General features: G+C 40.8%; 17 protein-coding genes and 1 pseudogene. 8 read left to right on the forward strand and 10 right to left on the reverse strand.

The features are described from left to right. Positions 1 to 9: 9 nt before the first annotated feature. From ACIQYG_RS23870 to ACIQYG_RS23880, 3 genes and pseudogenes are all read left to right on the forward strand, one after another. Complete coding sequence (locus ACIQYG_RS23870; protein ID WP_402843235.1) at positions 10 to 828, forward strand: histidinol-phosphatase; 819 nt, start codon at positions 10 to 12, stop codon at positions 826 to 828. Between the two features lie 371 nt (positions 829 to 1,199). Then, positions 1,200 to 1,364, forward strand: a complete 165-nt coding sequence (locus ACIQYG_RS23875; protein ID WP_402843238.1) for a hypothetical protein — start codon at positions 1,200 to 1,202, stop codon at positions 1,362 to 1,364. Positions 1,365 to 1,625: 261 nt separating this feature from the next. Then, positions 1,626 to 2,105, forward strand: a pseudogene (locus ACIQYG_RS23880) (Rossmann-fold NAD(P)-binding domain-containing protein); the annotation flags it as partial. Between the two features lie 1,180 nt (positions 2,106 to 3,285). On the opposite strand, the gene ACIQYG_RS23885 reads toward ACIQYG_RS23880, so the two are convergent. Next, on the reverse strand, positions 3,286 to 4,275 hold the full coding sequence (locus tag ACIQYG_RS23885) for an MBL fold metallo-hydrolase (protein WP_402843241.1): 990 nt from the start codon (positions 4,273 to 4,275) through the stop codon (positions 3,286 to 3,288). A gap of 274 nt (positions 4,276 to 4,549) precedes the next feature. Between ACIQYG_RS23885 and ACIQYG_RS23890 the strand changes: the two genes are divergently transcribed. Both ACIQYG_RS23890 and ACIQYG_RS23895 read left to right on the forward strand, forming a co-directional pair. Further along, the gene (locus ACIQYG_RS23890) at positions 4,550 to 4,702 is read left to right on the forward strand and encodes a hypothetical protein (protein ID WP_402843243.1); all 153 of its coding nucleotides are present in this window, start codon (positions 4,550 to 4,552) and stop codon (positions 4,700 to 4,702) included. Positions 4,703 to 4,884: 182 nt separating this feature from the next. Next, complete coding sequence (locus ACIQYG_RS23895; RefSeq protein ID WP_402843246.1) at positions 4,885 to 5,505, forward strand: NAD(P)-dependent oxidoreductase; 621 nt, start codon at positions 4,885 to 4,887, stop codon at positions 5,503 to 5,505. A gap of 172 nt (positions 5,506 to 5,677) precedes the next feature. On the opposite strand, the gene ACIQYG_RS23900 is transcribed toward ACIQYG_RS23895, so the two are convergent. Further along, positions 5,678 to 6,418, reverse strand: a complete 741-nt coding sequence (locus ACIQYG_RS23900; RefSeq protein ID WP_402843319.1) for a VCBS repeat-containing protein — start codon at positions 6,416 to 6,418, stop codon at positions 5,678 to 5,680. Positions 6,419 to 6,835: 417 nt separating this feature from the next. Between ACIQYG_RS23900 and ACIQYG_RS23905 the strand changes: the two genes are divergently transcribed. Next, positions 6,836 to 7,426, forward strand: coding sequence for a TetR/AcrR family transcriptional regulator (locus ACIQYG_RS23905; RefSeq protein WP_402843322.1), 591 nt, complete (start codon positions 6,836 to 6,838; stop codon positions 7,424 to 7,426). A gap of 25 nt (positions 7,427 to 7,451) precedes the next feature. Beyond that, positions 7,452 to 8,657, forward strand: coding sequence for an MFS transporter (locus ACIQYG_RS23910; protein ID WP_402843249.1), 1,206 nt, complete (start codon positions 7,452 to 7,454; stop codon positions 8,655 to 8,657). Between the two features lie 147 nt (positions 8,658 to 8,804). On the opposite strand, the gene ACIQYG_RS23915 is transcribed toward ACIQYG_RS23910, so the two are convergent. Further along, entirely contained in the window at positions 8,805 to 9,023 is a 219-nt protein-coding gene (locus tag ACIQYG_RS23915; protein ID WP_402843252.1) for a UTRA domain-containing protein, read from the reverse strand. After that, positions 9,016 to 9,432: a GntR family transcriptional regulator gene (locus tag ACIQYG_RS23920; RefSeq protein WP_402843255.1), complete on the reverse strand. Its 417-nt coding sequence runs from the start codon at positions 9,430 to 9,432 to the stop codon at positions 9,016 to 9,018. Before ACIQYG_RS23920 ends, ACIQYG_RS23915 begins: the two co-directional genes overlap by 8 nt. A 62-nt stretch (positions 9,433 to 9,494) precedes the next feature. Between ACIQYG_RS23920 and anmK the strand changes: the two genes are divergently transcribed. Continuing rightward, positions 9,495 to 10,664 carry an anhydro-N-acetylmuramic acid kinase AnmK gene (anmK, locus tag ACIQYG_RS23925; protein ID WP_402843258.1) on the forward strand — a complete coding sequence of 390 codons (1,170 nt, stop codon included), beginning with the start codon at positions 9,495 to 9,497 and terminating at the stop codon, positions 10,662 to 10,664. Positions 10,665 to 10,755: 91 nt separating this feature from the next. Here the strand turns inward: anmK and ACIQYG_RS23930 are convergent, their stop codons facing one another. The 6 genes from ACIQYG_RS23930 to ACIQYG_RS23955 form a co-directional block, all read right to left on the reverse strand. Beyond that, the gene (locus ACIQYG_RS23930) at positions 10,756 to 12,192 is read right to left on the reverse strand and encodes an NAD-dependent succinate-semialdehyde dehydrogenase (RefSeq protein ID WP_402843261.1); all 1,437 of its coding nucleotides are present in this window, start codon (positions 12,190 to 12,192) and stop codon (positions 10,756 to 10,758) included. Further along, on the reverse strand, positions 12,189 to 13,577 hold the full coding sequence (locus ACIQYG_RS23935; protein ID WP_402843264.1) for a hypothetical protein: 1,389 nt from the start codon (positions 13,575 to 13,577) through the stop codon (positions 12,189 to 12,191). Before ACIQYG_RS23935 ends, ACIQYG_RS23930 begins: the two co-directional genes overlap by 4 nt. 14 nt (positions 13,578 to 13,591) lie before the next feature. Then, positions 13,592 to 14,743 carry an iron-containing alcohol dehydrogenase gene (locus ACIQYG_RS23940; RefSeq protein WP_402843265.1) on the reverse strand — a complete coding sequence of 384 codons (1,152 nt, stop codon included), beginning with the start codon at positions 14,741 to 14,743 and terminating at the stop codon, positions 13,592 to 13,594. A 131-nt stretch (positions 14,744 to 14,874) separates the two neighbouring features. After that, positions 14,875 to 16,479: a sigma-54 interaction domain-containing protein gene (locus tag ACIQYG_RS23945; protein ID WP_402843268.1), complete on the reverse strand. Its 1,605-nt coding sequence runs from the start codon at positions 16,477 to 16,479 to the stop codon at positions 14,875 to 14,877. 1,236 nt (positions 16,480 to 17,715) lie between these two features. Then, the gene (locus ACIQYG_RS23950) at positions 17,716 to 19,209 is read right to left on the reverse strand and encodes an aldehyde dehydrogenase family protein (RefSeq protein ID WP_402843271.1); all 1,494 of its coding nucleotides are present in this window, start codon (positions 19,207 to 19,209) and stop codon (positions 17,716 to 17,718) included. 55 nt (positions 19,210 to 19,264) lie between these two features. Then, positions 19,265 to 20,233, reverse strand: coding sequence for a PDR/VanB family oxidoreductase (locus ACIQYG_RS23955; RefSeq protein WP_402843273.1), 969 nt, complete (start codon positions 20,231 to 20,233; stop codon positions 19,265 to 19,267). Position 20,234 lies beyond the last annotated feature (1 nt).

The raw sequence follows: 20,234 nt of genomic DNA on the forward strand, positions 1-20,234 counted from the left end.
CTTAAGAATATGACGAATTCAATAAAATTTGATCTGCACACTCACCATGAACGCTGTGGACATGCTATCGGCACAATTGAGGATTATGTAAAGCAAGCCATTGAATACGGCTTGCAATATATTGGGATTTCCGATCATTCTCCATATTTCTATAGTGAGGACGACCATCTCTACCCGACTTTTGCAATGTCAAAAAGTGAACTTGTCCCTTATATTGAGGAAGTACTTCGTTTAAAAAAGAAGTATGAAGATAAAGTTCACGTGCTATTAGGAATGGAAAGTGATTTCTTCCCTGATCACATTGATGTATACCGTGATCAATATCTTTTACACCCTTTTGACTACATAATTGGATCAGTTCATTATGTTCAAGACATTAGCATTTTTAAAAGAGGGCGTTGGAATGGCTTGACCGCTAAAGAACAGTCAAGAATAAAGGATGAATACTATAATTTAATACAGCAATCTGCAAAAAGCGGAGTATTCCAAATCTTAGGCCATATTGATGCAATGAAAGGTTTTTATCCAGCATTTTCTTCCATTGAGACTGACAGTATTGAAAAAACGTTAAAAATCATTAGTCAAGAAGATATCGCCATTGAGATCAATACTTCTGGTAAAACAAAAGATTGCGGAGGATGGTATCCAGCTGATGACATTTTAGAACGAGCTCTTTTCTATAATGTGAAAGTAACATTTGGATCAGATTCGCATACACCTAAACGTATTGGCGATGATTTTGAACTAGTTAAGAAAAGACTAAAGGAAATCGGCTTTTCCGAGTGGGCTTACTTTGTTAACAAGCAAAGGATTCTCACTCCACTTTAACCTTCCAGTCAATTGAACTGGACCAATCACTACAGCGTCCTGTAACAATGTGAATGCAGGTATGGAATGATTTTTTTTCACTCCTTTTGCTACTAAGAAGGCCTAAGTACAAAAAATAATTAAAGGATCGATCCTGCTTGGAATTTCATTACACCCCTCATCTGAAAAAAGAATCGGTACCAATCTTTTTTATGAACATAAAATAATCATTATACATTCTATAATAAAAATTTTAGCTCGATTGCTTACAAGTTCTTCCCGTTCACTTCACTAATGCAAGTCATCGCCATATTTTTTAGCATAAAATCAAAATATTCAGGGAATTAATAACTTACCATTCGTTAATCTTATTAAAAGGAGTTGATTTGGGTATGATTGATAACCCATTGCATAAAGAGAATGACGAAACCCCTGCAGAGTTAGTTGAAGGTGGTATCAACTCTTCTATAGCGCGATCCGAAGCCCCTCCAATAACTCAGTCAAAAGATCCTGAATTCGAACTTTTCGGTACAGGATTAAATGGGTACCCATATTAATTCAAACTTCCTTATTCAAGATACCTTCAGAACAATGGGAATGGTATTACAGGATCTGGAATCAAGACCTACATTATAAATACCTATAAAAATAGAAGAGCACATATTGGTATGTGCTCTCCTTTCATTAAATTCAAGCGCCCTTTTTGGATTAAAGCTGGTGTACCCAAACAATAATAATTAACGTTATGATCTAAAGATATACACCATAATCAAAATCGAATGTTACGCCTGTATAACGCTTGGCTCTATCTGAAGCGCAATCTCGGCCCGTTCAAAACGCTTGCTCGCGAGACAGAACCAAACCATATGCCGCCCGATTTCTATGTTGATCAGGAAGATTTCTTGAACAAAAACAAAATGGTAAAAATCGGACTTGGTCGGCGTTTCGTCCTTCTGCAGTCTGCGGCTTTTCGCTTGGAAGTCCGATGAACTTCTCCATGGTTATTGCGATTTACGCCTCAATTTAGAAGGATCTTGGAATTCCGTTGCGGTTTCCTGGCAAGCCGGGTGCTTACGATAGCCTCATGGAGTTGACAGATCGCTAAGGTAACAGAGCGTGATGCCAATCAAGTGTTTAACATAACAAACGGCGATCTATTCCGTTTAAATGAATTATCGCCGAAGATCGCTAACTACTTCGGCTTGGGGCCGGCGCCTCCGCTGCAGATGTCACTGGACATTGTCATGATGAACAAGGAGCAGCTTTGGAACAAAATGGTCGAGAATCTAGGGCTTGCTCTCGCAAACGCAAAGATCATCCCATAAACCTAAAGCCGGCCTTATATTAGGCCGGCTTCTTATATATTTCGTACGTTATCAAGCTGCCGGTTTGCGAGAACGGCATTCCCCCGTACCTTTTCCCTAAATGCGAATCTCCCAACCACTCCTCGGCTCCCTTTGTCGAATATTCCGACATAAATCACTGGTCGACATCGGAGTATGGACCATAGCATTAAATTCCTTCGTTGAACATTATATCTGCAAGCAAGCTATTACGCTATCCTGCCCCCTTTCATTGAATAATTTATCATTCCATTTCTTACGAATAATCCCTTCTCTTAATGCCTTATCTCATACTTTTAATCGTGAAACCAGCTTGTTTTAGAGGTTGGTAATATTCTTCAATCGTTCGTTTAGGAGAAATGAATCAACCTATACATGAATAATATCCAAATTATATACAAAATATAAAAAGGTTAAAGGTTTAGCCTTTAGTAAATATAATGAAGGAGACTTTTAAAATGACACAAAAACAACAATATCAGCAAGCTATCAATGCGGCTCAATAAGCCAAACAGGCTATACAATCTGCCCAAGCTAATGATAATCCACAACTATTCCAACAAGCACAGCAACAGCTTGAAGAAGCTCAACAACAACTTCAAGAAGTTCAACAGTCTTGGTTCTAATCTCATGCGTAATGTAATGTTATGGCATCAAAATAAATAACATCACGAATAAAGAAGAGCGATTAGTGAAAAACATTAGCATTGTCATAGACTTCTTGGAGCTATTCACGATATGCATGTCGGGGATTTTTTTTCGTGTCTACCCTAATATTTGACTTAAAAATATGCCTTGCTATTGGTCTATGCAGGCAAAAACAAATTTGATTTCATTTCGACGTTTTTTCCTCTATTCGTACAAGAACCATATAAGATTCCTCGTCTATCTCACTGATTTCTACTGATGGCCTGACTCTGTTTTACCTTCTTCTACCAAACCATGGGCAATTACAAAAAAATATAGATCATCTCATATGCCGTTTATTTAATTTAGAAAGTTAAAGGGAATCCTTCTCTTTTTGGATTCCCTTTAGAAAAAATGTGCATTTATTTGGCTTTGGTAAGGCAGCTCTCACACTTTCATCTCATTAATTAATAGGCCTAACTCATTTGCTCGCTGCAGCCCTGTCTGTTTAGTTTCCCGAGTTCGCCTCGTTAACCGGCTGCTGTACTTGAACCTTGTCCCCAATTTCAATGGTCAGCAAATCCTCACCTACTAAAACAGCTCCTTCATATGTTTTTTTTGTTCTTTCGAGCAAATCAGCTTTTTCTTCTGTTAACCCTCCCAATAATACAATATGTGAGTACACAGCAAGTTTTGGTTGTATTTGGCTAAAGACTTTACCTGCTTCCTCCGGTGTAGTGTGAAGATCAAGTATATTGGCTATTGATTCCGATTCATTATCAGGTTTTGCCGCTGCAACCTCATGAATAACCACATCAGCACCTTTGGCAAATTTAATTAGATTTTCATTATAGCGGGTGTCACCTGAGATAACTACTGAATGTCCTTTGTAATTAACCCGATAACCGAAAGCAGGCTCAATTGATTTATGGTCTACTTTGAAGGCTATTACTTCAATTCCGTTTTTCTTATAGACAATGCCCTCCTTGATATCATTTGCCGTAATACTTGCACCTTCAACGTTGCCATTTCCAGAGTCATCCCTTGCATCCAAATCGGCTTTAAATGCTTTATTCATATGTAACATCATTTTCTCGGTTCCCTTAGGACCCCAAATGTTAAATGCTTGCTCTCTTTTCCCTCCTGTCGGTAAAGAACCTGTAAGCCATACGTCCGGTATGCCGATTGTATGATCCGAATGCAAATGAGTAAGAAATAACTTATCAACACTGCCTGGTAACATATTCGCTTTATATAATTGTAAAGCAGTTCCGCGCCCAGCATCAAAGAGGAGTTTTTCATCACCAATTTCTACAAGAGTAGCTGGACCGGAGCGGGAGGTACTTAATAGAGGGGAACCTGTTCCTAATAGAGTTACTTTAAAGTCCGGTTGCTTTACGGCAGTTTGGCCAAAAGAAGGTAGAAATATGGATATTGATAGAATTATGGAAACTACCAACAATAAACCAAAAGAAGTATTCCTTATTCTTTTCTTCACTAACAAAAACCTCCTGTCAGATAATTTGACTTTACAAAAGGAAAACCTATTCGTTTTTAATATAAAACATCGTTTCGAAAACAAATGCACAAACTAAATATTACAATATTTATAATATTCAGTCAATAATGCCCGATTAATATTATGGATGTTGTTTCAAGCTTCCATCAAGACTAGAGGTCTCAATTCGGGAAAGGAGCTGAAAATAATCTTAGTGAATATTGGTTCAATGGTTCATACTAATTAAAAAATATCTGTTAAAGAAGGAGTTTATATGCCAAACAAAAATAATAAAAACCAGGTTGATAAATTAAACAACGACGTAATGGAAGTGGATACAGATGTCAATGAAGATCCTAATCGGGAAAAATTATTAGATGAATCAGTTGATGCTTTTCTAAAATCGAAAGAAGGACGGGAATATTAGGGGCGAATTGTGGTCGCTAATTTCTTGTTTAAGAAATGCTTTTATTCTAATTCAAACGGGCCCCTCATGAAGCTTTTGAGCGGCCCTTTTTATATCTTAGTGCACTAAAGCTCCCCATTAGTTTAAAATGACGATACAATGTTAGTGGAATGATTATATTCAAAAAAAGGAGGTTCGTTTCTATGAATATTTTAATTTTGGGTGCAACTGGACGAGTTGGGGGTCAATTAGTTACTTATGGTCTGCAGGACAGGCACCATGTTACTGTTTTAGTTCGCACTCCGGAGAAGATTGGAATAAACAATGCCAATTTAACCATTATTCAAGGTAATGTTTTAAATAAAGATGATATCGTACGTGCCATGCATGGAATTGATGTAGTGATTAGTGCACTGAATACTGATGGGACAACCACTTTATCAGCAAGTATGCCACTAATTATCGAAGCAATGGAAAACGAAGGTATACAACGAATTATAACCATTGGAACGGCAGGTATCCTGCAAAGTAGAACAACCCCACAATCACTGCGTTATCAGTCAAGTGAATCGAGGCAGAAGTCTACCCGTGCAGCGAAAGAACATCATGTAGTTTTCGACTTGCTAAAACAATCAACACTTCAATGGACGATTGTCTGCCCAACGTATTTGCCGGATGGAGAAAGAGTTGGTACATATCGTGTAGAAGGTGATTTTTTGCCGCAGGATGGCGTTAAAATATCAGTTCCGGATACAGCAGAATTTGCATTTAGCCAAATAAAAAGTAACGATTATTTAAAATCACGTGTAGGTATCGCCTACTAAGAATTCCAATAAGCATTAATCCCCTTCGAAAAAGTTTGTTGAACCGAATAGAAAGCCGGTTCAATTTTCGTAAATGAACACTGTCAGGTGAACCATTGCCAAGAATATTTTCCGGTTTCTTTTGGGCGAAGATTTTGCCTGTACCTTGTTCATGGACTTTCTATTCCAATGTCTATATTTCCTCTCCAAAAATAGCCACATTCTGCCGATCAGGAGCAAACACTTTCCCGTTCCATTTCAATACGGTCTGTACAAATCCCAGTGAGTCGGCATTGTACCTACCTGCGATCCTCTGATACGCTTCGAGCTCATATATGCCATCCCTATTGTAATCAACCGGATATAAACCAGATAAAGGATTGACCCATCCTTCTATAGGGGCCTTCAATACACCATCCTTGTTATAAATTTCAGATAAATATTCCTTATCCTTATAAGTAAGGTCAATAATGTACCTTTCTTTTAGGTAATGACTGCTCACCTTTACTTTGTATCGGTTTTCATAATTAACATCGTATTTAAAGGTTTCGTTGAATGTATCTGAATTAAAAATGGTCATGAGTTGACCGTTAAGGTAGGAAAAAACATACGCATAAATGGAACCGCCGCTTCCTCCTGTATCAATGACCACTAAAATGTCATCCCTCTTATTACCTGAAAAATCACCAAGAAAAAGCGTCGGATTATATCCTGCGTTATTTTTCATGGGAACTTGTTCATATTGATTAGTCCTCCCATTTTGGATAACCAAAGTTATATTCCTCCAAAAGGGGCTATCAGGGGTTTTGATTGCAGTAAGAAAAACATTGTCCTTTGTCCCGTCCCCATCAATATCGCCTTGTTTTGAGGTCACTATGACTGATCTGTTGGAGTTCATTTGTCTTGAAAGAACGGTTTCGAGGTTCAATTGCATGTCTTGCAGTTCCTGCTTTGAAGGATAAGGATTTTGAAACGACAAGGCGTTATCAATCGTTTGCAGTGCTTCATTTGTTAAACCGGCCCTACTTTGGGCCTCAGCCAAACCGTACCAATAATAAGGGTGATTCGTTTCTTGTATTTTTGTGTAATAGTAATGAATCGCTTTTCTGATGTCATACGTATCCAACTTCATCCCACCTGTCTCTTTATTATCCATAAAGAATTATATGCGGGAATTTTGTGAATAGCCTTGAGTGCATATCTATTGCTGGTAACAACAATATTGCCCTTTTCAAATATAGCGTCATAATTATGAAGGATTTCAGGCATACTACCTTTTTATAAACATATTCGCTTGCATATATTTATTTAATTTGCTATGATAACTGACGAACGTTCGTTAAATTATGAGGTGATATTATTGAAAAGTAATGAAATTAAGGAAGCCGCTCTAAAATATTTCACGATTCATGGTTATGAAGGAGCGTCGCTTTCTCAAATAGCTGAAGAAGTCGGCATGAAAAAGCAATCCATTTACGCTCATTTTAAAGGCAAGGATGATCTTTTTCTCCAAGTTTTACGTGATGCGAAAGAGACAGAGCTATCTTCGAAACACCAATATTTCAATAAAGTGGATTCAAAAAATCCTGAAAAAGATTTATACGGATTCCTTCAATTGGTCATTGACCTTTTCCAAAAAAATGAGCATATAAAGTTTTGGCTGCGTATGTCCTTTTTTCCGCCAGCGCATCTTGAAAAAGAAATCGGGCAGGAAGTGATAGATATCGAGGAAAAGGTGCAGGCGATCCTGGAATGTAAATTCCAGGATTGGATCAATGCAAAATTAATCGTCGAAGATGAAGCCATAACGCCGACCTATGCATTCTTAGGAGTCGTGGATTCCATTTTGCTTGAACTTGTATACGGCAATGATGAGAAACGTCTTAAGGATAAATTAGCAGCCTCTTGGAAAGTGTTTTGGAGGGGTATTTCACAAAAATGATTCACAAAGAAAGTGGTGTTAAAACATGAATAAACCAATTAAAGAACAAAAGGCGGTATTAATTATTCTTCTAAGCAATATATTCATTGCTTTTCTGGGAATTGGACTGATCATTCCCGTTATGCCGTCATTTATGAATATCATGCATTTATCAGGAAGCACGATGGGCTATCTGGTTGCCGTTTTTGCGGTTTCACAGCTTGTTATGTCTCCATTCGCAGGTCGTTGGGTTGACCGTTACGGCAGAAAGAAAATCATCATCATCGGCTTATTCCTTTTTGGTGTTTCAGAATTAATCTTCGGTGTAGGGACAAACGTGTCGGTGTTTTATTTATCAAGGATCCTAGGCGGAATCAGTGCTGCCTTTATCATGCCAGGTGTTACTGCATATGTTGCGGATATTACATCCGTTCAAGAAAGGCCAAAAGCAATGGGCTATATTTCAGCCGCCATTAGCTTGGGCTTCATAATAGGACCAGGAATCGGTGGCTTTGTTGCAGAATATGGTATACGCTTGCCCTTCTTCCTTGCAGCGGCCATTGCTTTTATAGCATGCCTTTCATCAATATTCATTTTAAAAGAGCCGATGACAAAGGAACAGCTTGCAAAAGTTTCTGCTAATACAAAGCAAACAAACTTTATGGGCGATTTAAAAAAATCACTGAATCCGGTTTATTTTATTGCGTTCATCATTGTATTTGTACTCGCATTTGGTTTATCAGCCTATGAAACTGTTTTTAGCCTATTTTCTGATCATAAATTCGGCTTCACGCCGAAGGATATTGCAATTATCATTACAATAAGCTCTATTTTTGGAGTTGTTGTGCAAGTCTTCATGTTTGGAAAACTGGTAGATATTCTCGGCGAAAAGAAGCTTATCCAATTATGTTTAATCGTCGGTGCCATTTTTGCGGTAGCATCCACTATGATTTCCAGCTTTTTGGCAGTACTAGTGGTAACTTGCTTCATCTTCCTTGCATTTGACCTGCTTCGTCCGGCATTGACGACATTTTTATCAAAAGCTGCCGGTAAAGAACAAGGATTCGTTGCTGGAATGAACTCCACCTATACGAGCTTAGGGAATATCGCCGGGCCATCCATGGGAGGATTGCTTTTTGACGTAAACATCCATTACCCTTACCTTTTCGCTGCCGTCATTATCGTCATTGGGCTTGGTATTACAGTTATTTGGAAAGAAAACCGATTGACAGAAAGCCTGGCGAATAATTAAGGTCCCGGATTGTTATTCTCCTCCTATCTGGAAAATTCTCAAACTTTAAAAATGATATTCTACTAAAAACCCCCCTTGCCCAATATGGGCAAGGGGGGTTTTTAGTAATCTTTAAGAACGTGATTCTTACTACCATTTTATTTTTGCTCATGATGACCGCTCCAAATTGATTTTGAATTTATACCGATCAGCCAGGAAGACAGATCTGACAACCCCAAGTAGTTGATTGGTATCAAGAGTACTTCTTCGTTCTATCAGAAATACAGGGGAACCTTCGGCCACCCCGAGCATTTGTGCCTCTTTTTTGGCGGCTTCAATTACCTGTATGCCATGCTGGATTTTCAAGCCAAACTTTTTTTCAAACATAATCATGAATGGCACTTACGGCTATTTCTTCCGTAAGATCCAGGGCAAGACCTTTAGGGATGTATAGCCTTTCATATGCCATCGGCAACCGATCAGCAAGCCTTACACGTTCCAGTTCGAAAATAGGAGTTCCTGCTTCAACCTCAAGCTTTGCAGCAAGTTCAAGATCTGCATTGACCTCTGTAAAACTGATAACTCGTGTACTTGGTTTAAGTCCTCTTGAAATCATATCCTCTGTAAAGTTTGTCAAACCTTGCAAGGACGGCTCCGACTTTTGTTCGGCAACGAATGTTCCTTTTCCGCGCTGCCTATATAAATAACCGCCATTTACGAGGTTAGAAATGGCCTGTCTCACCGTCATCCTGCTTATGCCATACTTTTCAGTGTATTCTTTTTCTGAAGGAATCATCTCTCCTGGCACCAATTCAAGACTTTGAATAGCTCCTTTAATCTCCTCGAGGTGGAATGGCGATGTACATAGTTGGATTAATGTCCGGAACATCACTGGATGGAATTGATGCCGCACTTGTTCGGGTGAATAATAGTGGACTCGAGACTGAAATGGAAATGATTGAGTTCATGACATGCCCTTTTCCAAAAGAAATTGAAAAAGAAATTATGCAGTCTTTATCTGCAGACACATCCAATGTCCAGTTAATTTGCAATTTGAATTTTAAATTAGGGAAATTATTTGCCAATGCGGTAAAGGAGGTTTGTCATAAAGCTGGATTTCCCATTAATAAACTTGATCTTATTGGATCCCATGGACAAACCATTTACCACCAGCCTTTAAAAGAACAAAATTATATACTCTCCACTTTGCAAATTGGGGAAGCGGCAGTAATTGCTCACGATACAAACACACTTGTAATCTCTAATTTTCGTACGATGGACATGGCTGCTGGGGGACAAGGAGCCCCTCTCGTTCCTTTTACCGAATTCATTCTTTATAGAAGTGAAGCAAAGGGAAGATTACTCCAAAACATAGGTGGCATTGGAAATGTAACCGTTTTACCCAAGCAAGCATCTCTGAATGACATGTACGCTTTTGATACAGGTCCTAGGAATATGATCATTGATGAAGTATGCCGCCAATTGTACAATATAAGCTATGACGAAGGTGGTAACATAGCCAAACAAGGACAAATTAATGACGAACTTTTATCTTATTTTATGAGTCATCCATATATTATGAGCCCCCCGCCAAAATCAACGGGCAGGGAATTGTTTGGCAAGCAATATGCAGTAAAACTATTAAAGATGTTTGAATCGCTTCCAAACCAAGATATTTTAGCTACAGTAACGATGTTTACAGCAAAGTCCATTGTCGAGAACTACCGAAATTTCATCTTTCCAAAAACCAATATTGAAGAAGTGATCATTGGCGGCGGCAGCTATAACAAAACGTTATTAAATATGATTCAATCACTGCTTGGAGATTCTGTTCAAGTCTTGACTCAAGAAGAGTTGGGATACTCTTCTGAAGCGAAAGAAGCGGTGGCCTTTGCATTACTTACAAATGAGACTTTCCATGGTAATACAAGTAACGTTCCCAAGGCTACCGGTGCTGACTTCGATGTCATCCTTGGAAACATGACCTTTCCTCCTTCATATCTGAAGGGATGTATAGATGCTTTTTAACCATTGAAAAAGAGTGGAAGGCACATCGTTATTTGATATGCCTTCCACTCTTTTTTTGCCTGAAGAATCATGGCGGACTCTTCTCTTTTATTTACTGGCCAAGCTGCATGGAGACATACTTCACTTCTAAATATTCATCCATGCCGTAGTGTCCCCCTTCCCTGCCTATACCGCTTTCCTTCATGCCTCCAAATGGTGCTTGGGCTGTGGATGGGGCACTGTCATTAATACCGACAATCCCATATTCAAGACCATCCGAATAGGCAACTGCCCTATTTAATGACTCGGTATACACATAAGCTGCCAAGCCAAAATTCGTGTTATTGGCTCGATCTATAGCTTCTTGATCGGTTTTGAATGTACTGACTGGCGCAATTGGCCCAAACGTTTCTTCCTGCATGCACAGCATATCATCCGTTACATTGGAAAGTATGGCCGGTGCTATAAAATGCCCTTGTTTTTCATCGACTTTTGAGGTGTGGATGATTGCCCCCTTATTTGCAGCATCCTCCAATTGAAGCTGAACTTTTTTAACTGCGGCTCCATCTATCAATGGACCAAGATCGGTTCCTTCCATTCCATTTCCAACCTTCAAAGTTAAAACGGCTTCTTTAAAAGCTTGTAAAAACGGCTGTTCAATTGTCTCATGGACGAATATCCTGTTCGCACAAATACATGTTTGTCCAGCATTCCTGAATTTCGATTGAATCAAACCATTAACTGCTTCTTCGATATTCGCATCCTCTGAAATGATGAACGGGGCCAATCCACCGAGTTCAAGCGAGACTTTTTTTACTGTTTCTGCCGCCTTTTTCATTAGATGTTTCCCTACAGGAGTGGAGCCGGTAAATGTGATCTTCTTAACACGTGAATCATTCATCCACACGTCTGATACATCTCCCGGTTTTTGTGTAGTTACAATATTTATCACACCAGCCGGAATTCCTGCTTCATGAGCACTTTCAACCAATAGCAAAGCGGTCAAAGGCGTTTGTTCCGCGGGTTTGATGACCACGGTACATCCCGCTGCAAGAGCTGGCGCCACTTTTCTCGTGATCATGGCAGCAGGAAAATTCCACGGGGTAATGGCAGCAACGACACCGACTGCCTGCTTTTGCACTAAAATACGCTTTGATGCAACGGAAGCTGGTATGATTTCCCCATAGTTGCGCTTTGCTTCTTCAGCGAACCATTTCACGAAACTTGAGGCATATTTCATTTCACCTTTTGCTTCTGCCAATGGCTTACCTTGTTCCAGTGTCATGATCGTTGCGATTTCATCCAGCCTGTTCTCAATGATCGTGTACCACTTCTCAAGTAATTCCGCCCTATGGTATGCACTGGTTTTCGACCAAGTCAGAAAAGCAGCTTGAGCTCCATCCACAGCAGCCTCTGCCTCTTTTTCGTTAGCATCCGGAACATAGCCCACAGGCTCCAATGTTGCTGGATTTTCCACTACAAAATGATTTTCTGTATGAATAGGTGCGCCGTTTATATAAATTGGCCATTTTTCCACTACTTTTTTCATGATGCTTTAATCTCCTCTTCTTCTCCATGATCTGTAAAAGTCTTATCATTCTCTCCTTTGAAAAAGTCCTTGCCATATAATAACGCACATAATAGAATTCCTGCTGCAAACGCCATGCCAGCACCTTTTATAACAAGGATGGCAGCAACGACACCTGCAATTCCAAGGTCGCGTTGGCTCTTCGCCTGCATCACGCCAACTCGTACGCTAACATATCCTTGAACCAAAAGCGTCAAGGCCAAGGCGACACCGAGAATTGGTTCCACCAGGCTGACTACCGGCAATAAGAATAACCCTGTATTCGTACCCCAACGGAACGAGCCGGCACCGCCGAAGAAAGAATTCATGGCTTTCTTGCCATTCTTGAACCGTACCACAACCACGACCTGCATGGCTGCCCACAACGGACCGCACATTGTTATATCAGGTCCGATAAAACTCATGATCACATTTCGGCCGCCAAAAATTAAATGAGCTCTGTTTGGGCTATAGTCCACTTTTTCATCTTCCCTGACCTCATCGGATTCAGAAAGCAGCGCTTTTGTTTTGAGCACATCCCCGAATACGACTAAATAAGTAGCAAAAACAGCTGGAATCGCACTTAAAAAGAAGGTCAAGGCAGGAAAACCTAAACCGAAAACAGTATAGTCTGACCAAAGCGTAGCAAAATCCGGACTGCTGAATCCCCATTGGATATCAGGCCATTTCGCTTCTCCAAAAATTGGGGCTACAAAGACTGCGAGCAAAATTGCCGGCAATATCCCTAAATTGCCTATGAATACCCAAACTTTATTTCGCATTTTCAATTTTCCAAAACTTTTCGAAAAAAGCAGATAAAAGGCAAAGCCGATACAAATGCTTATTGTATAAGGAAATAAATCAAACTTGCCACCCGCTTCAAAAATGGAAACGACAGCACCAATACCCGCTCCTAAAATAATGCCTGATTTGATTGCATTCGGCACTAATCGCACGACCTTACTGGCAAGTCCGGTCATTCCCAGCAATATCGATAAAATACCTAATGTTAATTGAAACGCAACGAGTGCATAAACCCGATCAGGCCCCTCCGGAAATTGTCCGACGAACAATACAAGCAATGGAACCGCAGGTGTAATCCAACCTGGTATAACCGGGTCCCCGAGTAAATGATGGGCCAAGTATAATAATCCATTCAAGATAACGACGGCTAGAGCCACATCAAAAGGCATACCGAGGTGGTCTGCAAGCAGTGTTATCGCTCCAAGGTCCACTGCACACATCAATAATCCTTGAACGTAGTCAGGCCACTCAAAACGATAATGGACAAATGGGAGTCTAATCTTAAAAGGTCCCGCAGGTATATACGATGTCTCTTCTCCGTAGCGACGGTTTTTCCATTTCATATTGTTTCCTCCACTTAAGAACCATAGGCTGAACGGTATATTTTTTCGATATCCCGAACGTTTAATGCACGGGGATTATTGCGGAGTAAACGGACTTGTTTGATGGCCTCGGCAGCCATTTCACTTAAAGCCGATTCAGGAATCTCAAATTCACTTAGTGACTGTGGTATATCAACATAACGACATATTCTGGTCATCGCTTCTATAGCTTTATCCGCTGCCTCATCCTCATTTAAATGATTGACTTTCTCTCCAAGTGCTTCAGCAATGTCGCGGAACCTTTCCAAACATGCAATTTTATTCCACTTCATGACAAATGGCAGTAACAATGAATTGCTGACCCCATGTGATAAATGGAAGCGGCCTCCAAGCGGATAAGCTAAGGCATGAACAGCTCCAACACCGGCATTTCCAAAAGCTAACCCTGCCATTAGGCTTCCGGTGATCATGGCTTCCCGTGCTTCCAGATTATCTGGCGCAGCATAAGCCTTTGGTAAATGTACAGCGATTAACTTCATGGCCCCAATTGCCAAGGCATCTGTAACAGGCGAAGCAAATTTGGAAATATAGGCCTCGACCGCATGAACTAGTGCATCCACTCCGCTCGCAGCAGTCACACTTGGCGGGCAAGTCAGCGTCATGACGGGTGATACAATCGCTACATCCGGTAAAAGATACGAACTTACAATTCCCTTCTTTACCTGTTCTTTTTTGTCCGATAAAATCGAAATATTCGTCACTTCTGACCCGGTCCCTGCCGTCGTCGGTATGGCTATTAAAGGTAGGCCTGGAACTTCAATCAAGTTCGTACCAAAATAGGTCTCGATGCTACCCGAATTCGTAGCCATGACGGAAGAGGCTTTCGCAATATCCATCGCACTTCCTCCGCCTACCGCAATCAGTCCATCATGATTTCCATCCCTGATTGACCGTACACAAAGCTCAACGATTTCAATTTCAGGTTCTGGATTCACATCCGAAAAAATACCATATGCTGATGGAAGTAAATCCTCAACCTTTTGCACAACCCCGGCACCCACTAAAACTTTATCTGTAACTATCAACGGATTCTTCATCCCTAATCGCGTAACCTCATCAGTCAGCTGCTGCAAAGAATCTGCTCCTGTCACCAATTTGTTAGCCATAGAAAATATAGAAATATTCATGGTTATCTCCCCTTTCATGTTTTTACTAATGCAGGAATCATGCCAAAGTGAAAACGCTTAATTTATAAGGGGGATAACCTTTTTATCATAGGTAACAGCATAACTAATGAGTAGAAATCAAATCAAAAAAACTAATTCGATTCGTTTTCTAATCGAATGTGAAATTTTTTCATTTTTTGCACCAAAGCGCTTTGACTGATATCCAAAGAGATGGCCGCAGCCCTTGTGGTCCCATATTTTTTCATCGCATTCAGGATCAGTGAATGTTCCAGCTCGGAAACGGCCTCCTTCAAAGAATGTTTTGTAGTTTTTCTTGATAAGACCGGCTGGATGAAAGATGGTAAATTAGGTAAATCAATCGTATCATCATAAGTCGTGACGACCAGTCGCTCCGCAAGACTCGCAAGCTCACGTATATTACCAGGCCACGAATAGTTCGTCAGCCATTCATAGCATTCCGGTGTCATCTTTTTCTTTTCATTATATTTTTCATTGAATTTTTTCAAATACATTTCTAAAAGTGGTATCGTTTCTTCCTTTCGCTGTCGTAAAGGAGGGACTTCAAAGGAAACGATATTAAGCCGGTAATAAAGATCTTCGCGGAAAGATCCTTCTTGCACGAGGGAGGCCAGATCGCGATGGGTGGCTGAAATTAACCTGACATCGACCTCTTTCATTTCGGTGGAACCTACTCTCATGAACTTGTTTTCTTCTACCACTTTCAAAAGTTTCACCTGTAACTCTAAAGGTAAATCCCCAATTTCGTCCAAAAATAACGTGCCACCATTCACTTTCTCAAAAATCCCCATTTTCCCATTCTTAAGGGATCCGGTAAATGCCCCTGGTTCATATCCAAAAAGTTCAGATTCCACCAAGTTCGCTGGGATGGCTCCGCAATTTAATTCAAGGAAAATTTTTTCCTTCCTGGAGCTTTTGGCATGTATGTACTTGGCGATTAAACTCTTCCCTACTCCCGTTTCCCCCTGTAACAAGATCTTCGCATCCGTTTTAGCTACTTTATCAGCCAGTTTGAATAAAGGCGTTGTAGAAGGACCAATGATAATTTCCTGTAAATTCACCTGTTCCGAGCCAGGCAATAATTGAGAAATAGGTTGGAAAGATAATTTTTGGCTGTCAATCGTATACTTCATCCGGATTAATTCAGTAATATCCCTAACACTATTTATGACAAATATGACTTCATTCTGTGGCGATAGAATAGGTGTGGCCGATACGATAATCTTTCTTCCATTTCGAATTCTTTGTGTCAAAGTAACTTGATTCTTCGTTCGAATAGAATCCAATGAAGCTGAAACGGATATCATACCTTGCTCAATTAAATAACTCATCGGTTTTCCGATGATTTCCTCTTCTCTTATTCCAGTAATACGCTGATAAGCTTGATTGATAAATAATGTCGTTCCATCACCATCCGTGATATACACGCCATCATACAGGGCATTAAATACAACCCTGCATAAATCACTCTCAAAGAATACTTGAAACTGTTCATATGGTATTGAGTAATTCCGCAAATTCTGCAGCGGTGCATTCACAGTAATGAAATGAGAAATAGGCTTCGTTAAATCACTCTGCTGCACTGCCGCAGATAAAGCCTCTATTGTCAAAAACCCGATGAAATTTTCTGAATCATCCAAAACTTCCACTTCAGTGCTTCCGATGGGGAAACATGATATTGCTTCCTCCACTGTCATATCGGAATAAAACTTAGTCATCAATATCCACTCCCTGACTGGTCTTTACTATTTGATAGAGCACTTCCTCCTTGATTGAAGACTTTTTGAAAGTTCTGGCGGCTCCCTAGTCTTTTCAAATTAAAGAAGGCAATGAACTTATTAACTTATATTGTGAGCATTATGTAATGTTCATTTCTTTTTAATGATACTATGTACTACAACCAAAGGCACCCACATTAAGTGATACAGCGGCAAGAACATATTTAATCCCCATATGCTCCTTCTGACTTAAAAGCGAAAAAAAAGCATTGGTATGACACTTTTTTCATACCAATGCTCTTTTCAAATTCACTTTCTATCATCACAGGGGCTTTTGTACATAAGAAATAAGCATGCGAAATGGCTGAATACCTTGACTCTCAGTTATATAAGTTTAGAAACAACTACTTTACCTTATACTTTAAGAGGTTTCTAGACAGTTTGAAAAAAAAACTAATCCGTATTTGGATTAGGTTTCCGACTGTAGACAAACTCGATGAAAACTCAGTTTTGCCTGCAGTTTTTTAATTGAAAAAAGTTGCAGCTGATTTCAGAGATCCGCTCCCTTTCCGCCGACTGTCTGCCAAGCCTCCTCAGCGCAAGCGCCTGTGGGGTCTCGGCTATCCAGTAATTCGGCAGGAGTGTCGCAAATCTCTTCAATCCATTAAGGATTACAGAAAAAAACATAGGGGGTAACATAGTCTTGTTTTATAATCATGGTTCGCGGGGTGGGACCAATCCGATCTCCCTTTTGTCAAAAAATTGAAGGAACCTCCAGACTGTAGACGAAGTGGAAAAGAAGAGCGAGTTTCCCTTCAATATTTCTTAAAAAAGAAGTTCCAGTTGATTGGAATGGAAGGTACGAGACTCCTGCGGGAAAAGCGTGGCCAAGGGAGACCCCACAGGCGAACAGCCGAGGAGGCTCCCGGACCGCCCGCGGAAAGCGAGTGCCTTACGTTTCAATCATTACACATAACCCTTTCAGGAAATCGGCTCCCTTTCCGCCGACTGTCTGCCAAGCCTCCTCAGCGCAAGCGCCTATGGGGTCTCGCCTAGCCAGTATTTCGGCAGGAGTGTCGCAAATCTCTTCAATCCAATGAGGATTACAGTAAAAAAACATTCTCTCTATTCGGACTCCAAACCCCATTTTGTCGCCAAACTGAATCTTAATCCGTATTTGGATTAGTTTTTTTGGTTTGATTAAAGAAAGTAATTTGCTTCTTTCTAATCATATGATTATTTTGGAAACCAGCCGACCGGTTTTACATCGAGATTAATGTTAATTTGTTTAATTTCTTGGTATTCGTCCAAGCCGTATTTTCCTAAACTGCGTCCAATCCCGCTCTGTTTGTAACCGCCCCATGGCGCCTCGACATATGTTGGATGATAATCATTTACCCATGTGATGCCTGCCCGTACCTTCTTGATCACACGCAATCCTTTTGCCCCATCATTAGTGAAGACACCGCCTGCAAGACCGTAGTCTGTATCATTTGCAAGTTTAATAGCTTCATCTTCACCTTTAAACTTTTGAATGACAACGACAGGACCGAAGATTTCCTCTTGGACGATGCGCATGTCAGGTGTTACATCGGTGAAGACAGTCGGTGCAATGAAATATCCTTTGTCAAGACCGTCATCAACAAGACGGTAACCGCCTGCTGCAAGCGTCGCACCTTCCTGTTTCCCGATTTCAATATAGTTCAAAATGCTATTCATTTGCGCTTCACTGACAATTGCCCCCATGTTGCTGTCTTCTTCAAGTCCAGGTCCAACCTTGATTTTATTTGCGCGTTCAACATAGCGTTTTACATATTCATCATAAATACTTTCTTCAACTAGAATTCGGCTGCCTGATGAACAAACTTGGCCGGCACCGAAGAAGATGCCAAATAATCCGTAATCGACGGCTGTCTCTAAATCTGCATCTGCAAAAACGATATTAGGTGATTTACCGCCTAGCTCAAGGGAAATTTTCTTTAAGTTGCCCGCTGCCGCCTTCATGATTGAGCGGCCAACATCCGTACTTCCTGTAAATGAAACAATGTCAACATCGTTGCTTTCCGCAATGGTTTGACCGACAACAGTGCCGCGGCCCATCACCATATTAGCCACACCTTTTGGGATGCCTACTTCCTCCAGGATTTCGAATAATTTCATTGCTGTTACAGGTGTCACTTCAGCCGGTTTATATACAATGGTGTTACCTGCCGCAAGGGCCGGTGCGATTTTCCAGACACTCATTAGAAGAGGGAAATTCCAAGGTACAATCAAACCGGCTACACCCACTGGCTCACGAACAACCATCGCTTGCACGGGAGCGGGAACTTGATAGGTTTCCCCTTCTGGATGAAGGACCAAACCAGCGTAGTAACGGAAACACGCGGCGGCATCAGCAATATCGAAACCTGCCTCTGCTTTAAGTTTCCCGTTGTCCATTGTTTCAAGAATCGTTAACTCTTCGGCACGTTCATCAATTTTATCAGCGATTTTATATAGGTAGGAAGCACGCTCCTGTGCTGTTAGACCTGACCAGATTCCACTTTCAAAGGCTGCCTTCGCTACTGAGATTGCCCTTTCTGTATCTTCTTTGGTGGCACGCGGTGCTTTTGCAATGATTTCCTGTGTTGCAGGATTGATTACCGGGATTACTTCATTTGAAGATGAGGCCTGCCACTTACCGCCGATGTAATTTTTAAGCTCTAATACTGCCGTTTCTAAAATTGTCATGTTTCATTCCTCCGGTTTTCATTATTTTTTTATTAATCTGTACGGAATTTAATCGTTACAATTTTAAGACCAGTCTTTCGTCCTTCGCACGTGAGCAGCATGTCAGGATTGACTTCCGTGTTTGACGGTTTTCTTCGCTAAGGAAATAATCACGGTGATCCACTTCACCTTCTGCAACATCCACCTCACAACTTCCGCACCCGCCAACTTTACAAGAATAAGGCGCATCGATTCCTTCCCTTAAAAGCGCATCAAGCAGTGTTTCACCCTCATGAACGCGGATGGACCGATCGCTGTCTGTAAGGTCGACGATGAAAGGATCTCGCGCCCCATCATTTTTTGTCGCAAATAATTCGAAGTGGATCGCATGTTCCGGATAACCATAGGAACTGGCAGCTTTTCGATACTCTTGCACCATCTCGATTGGTCCGCAAAAATAGACATGCGTGCCAATGCGATGATCCATCATTGTCTCGGGCATCATTCTGCGTTTGTCTTCTGCCTGCGAAAAATAAAAGGTGCATTGATCAGGGTATTTGGCTTTCAGCAGATCATAAAAAGCACATAACTCCGGAGTGCGTGCTGCATAATGGAGTTCGAAGGTTTGCCCTTCGGCGGCCATGTCTTCCATCATTGCCAGAAATGGGGTTATGCCGATTCCAGCTGCATAAAAAGCATGATGCTTAGCTCGAAAGCTGAGAGGGAAATTGTTTTTTGGAAAACTTACTTCCAACCTGGAATCTACCTTTACATGATCATGCCAGAAAGCCGAACCTCCACGTGATGCCTCATCGCGCCGAATGGAAATTGTATATTTATTACGGTCCCTTGGATTGCTGATAAGGGAGTACTCTCTCTCGAAAATAATCTTATCCCCAGCCGGCATGTAAGTAGTCAAATGCGAACCGCCTGTAAATGCAGGCAACGGCTTTCCATCAACTGGAATCAACTCGAACTGTTTCACGAATGGAGTTTCTTGAATGATCTTGTTTACTTTCATTTGAATATTTCCTACTACCCGCATG

Origin of the sequence: Peribacillus sp. NPDC096622 (assembly GCF_044762665.1) — a bacterium.
GTDB classification, from domain to species: Bacteria; Bacillota; Bacilli; order Bacillales; family DSM-1321; genus Peribacillus; species Peribacillus frigoritolerans_B.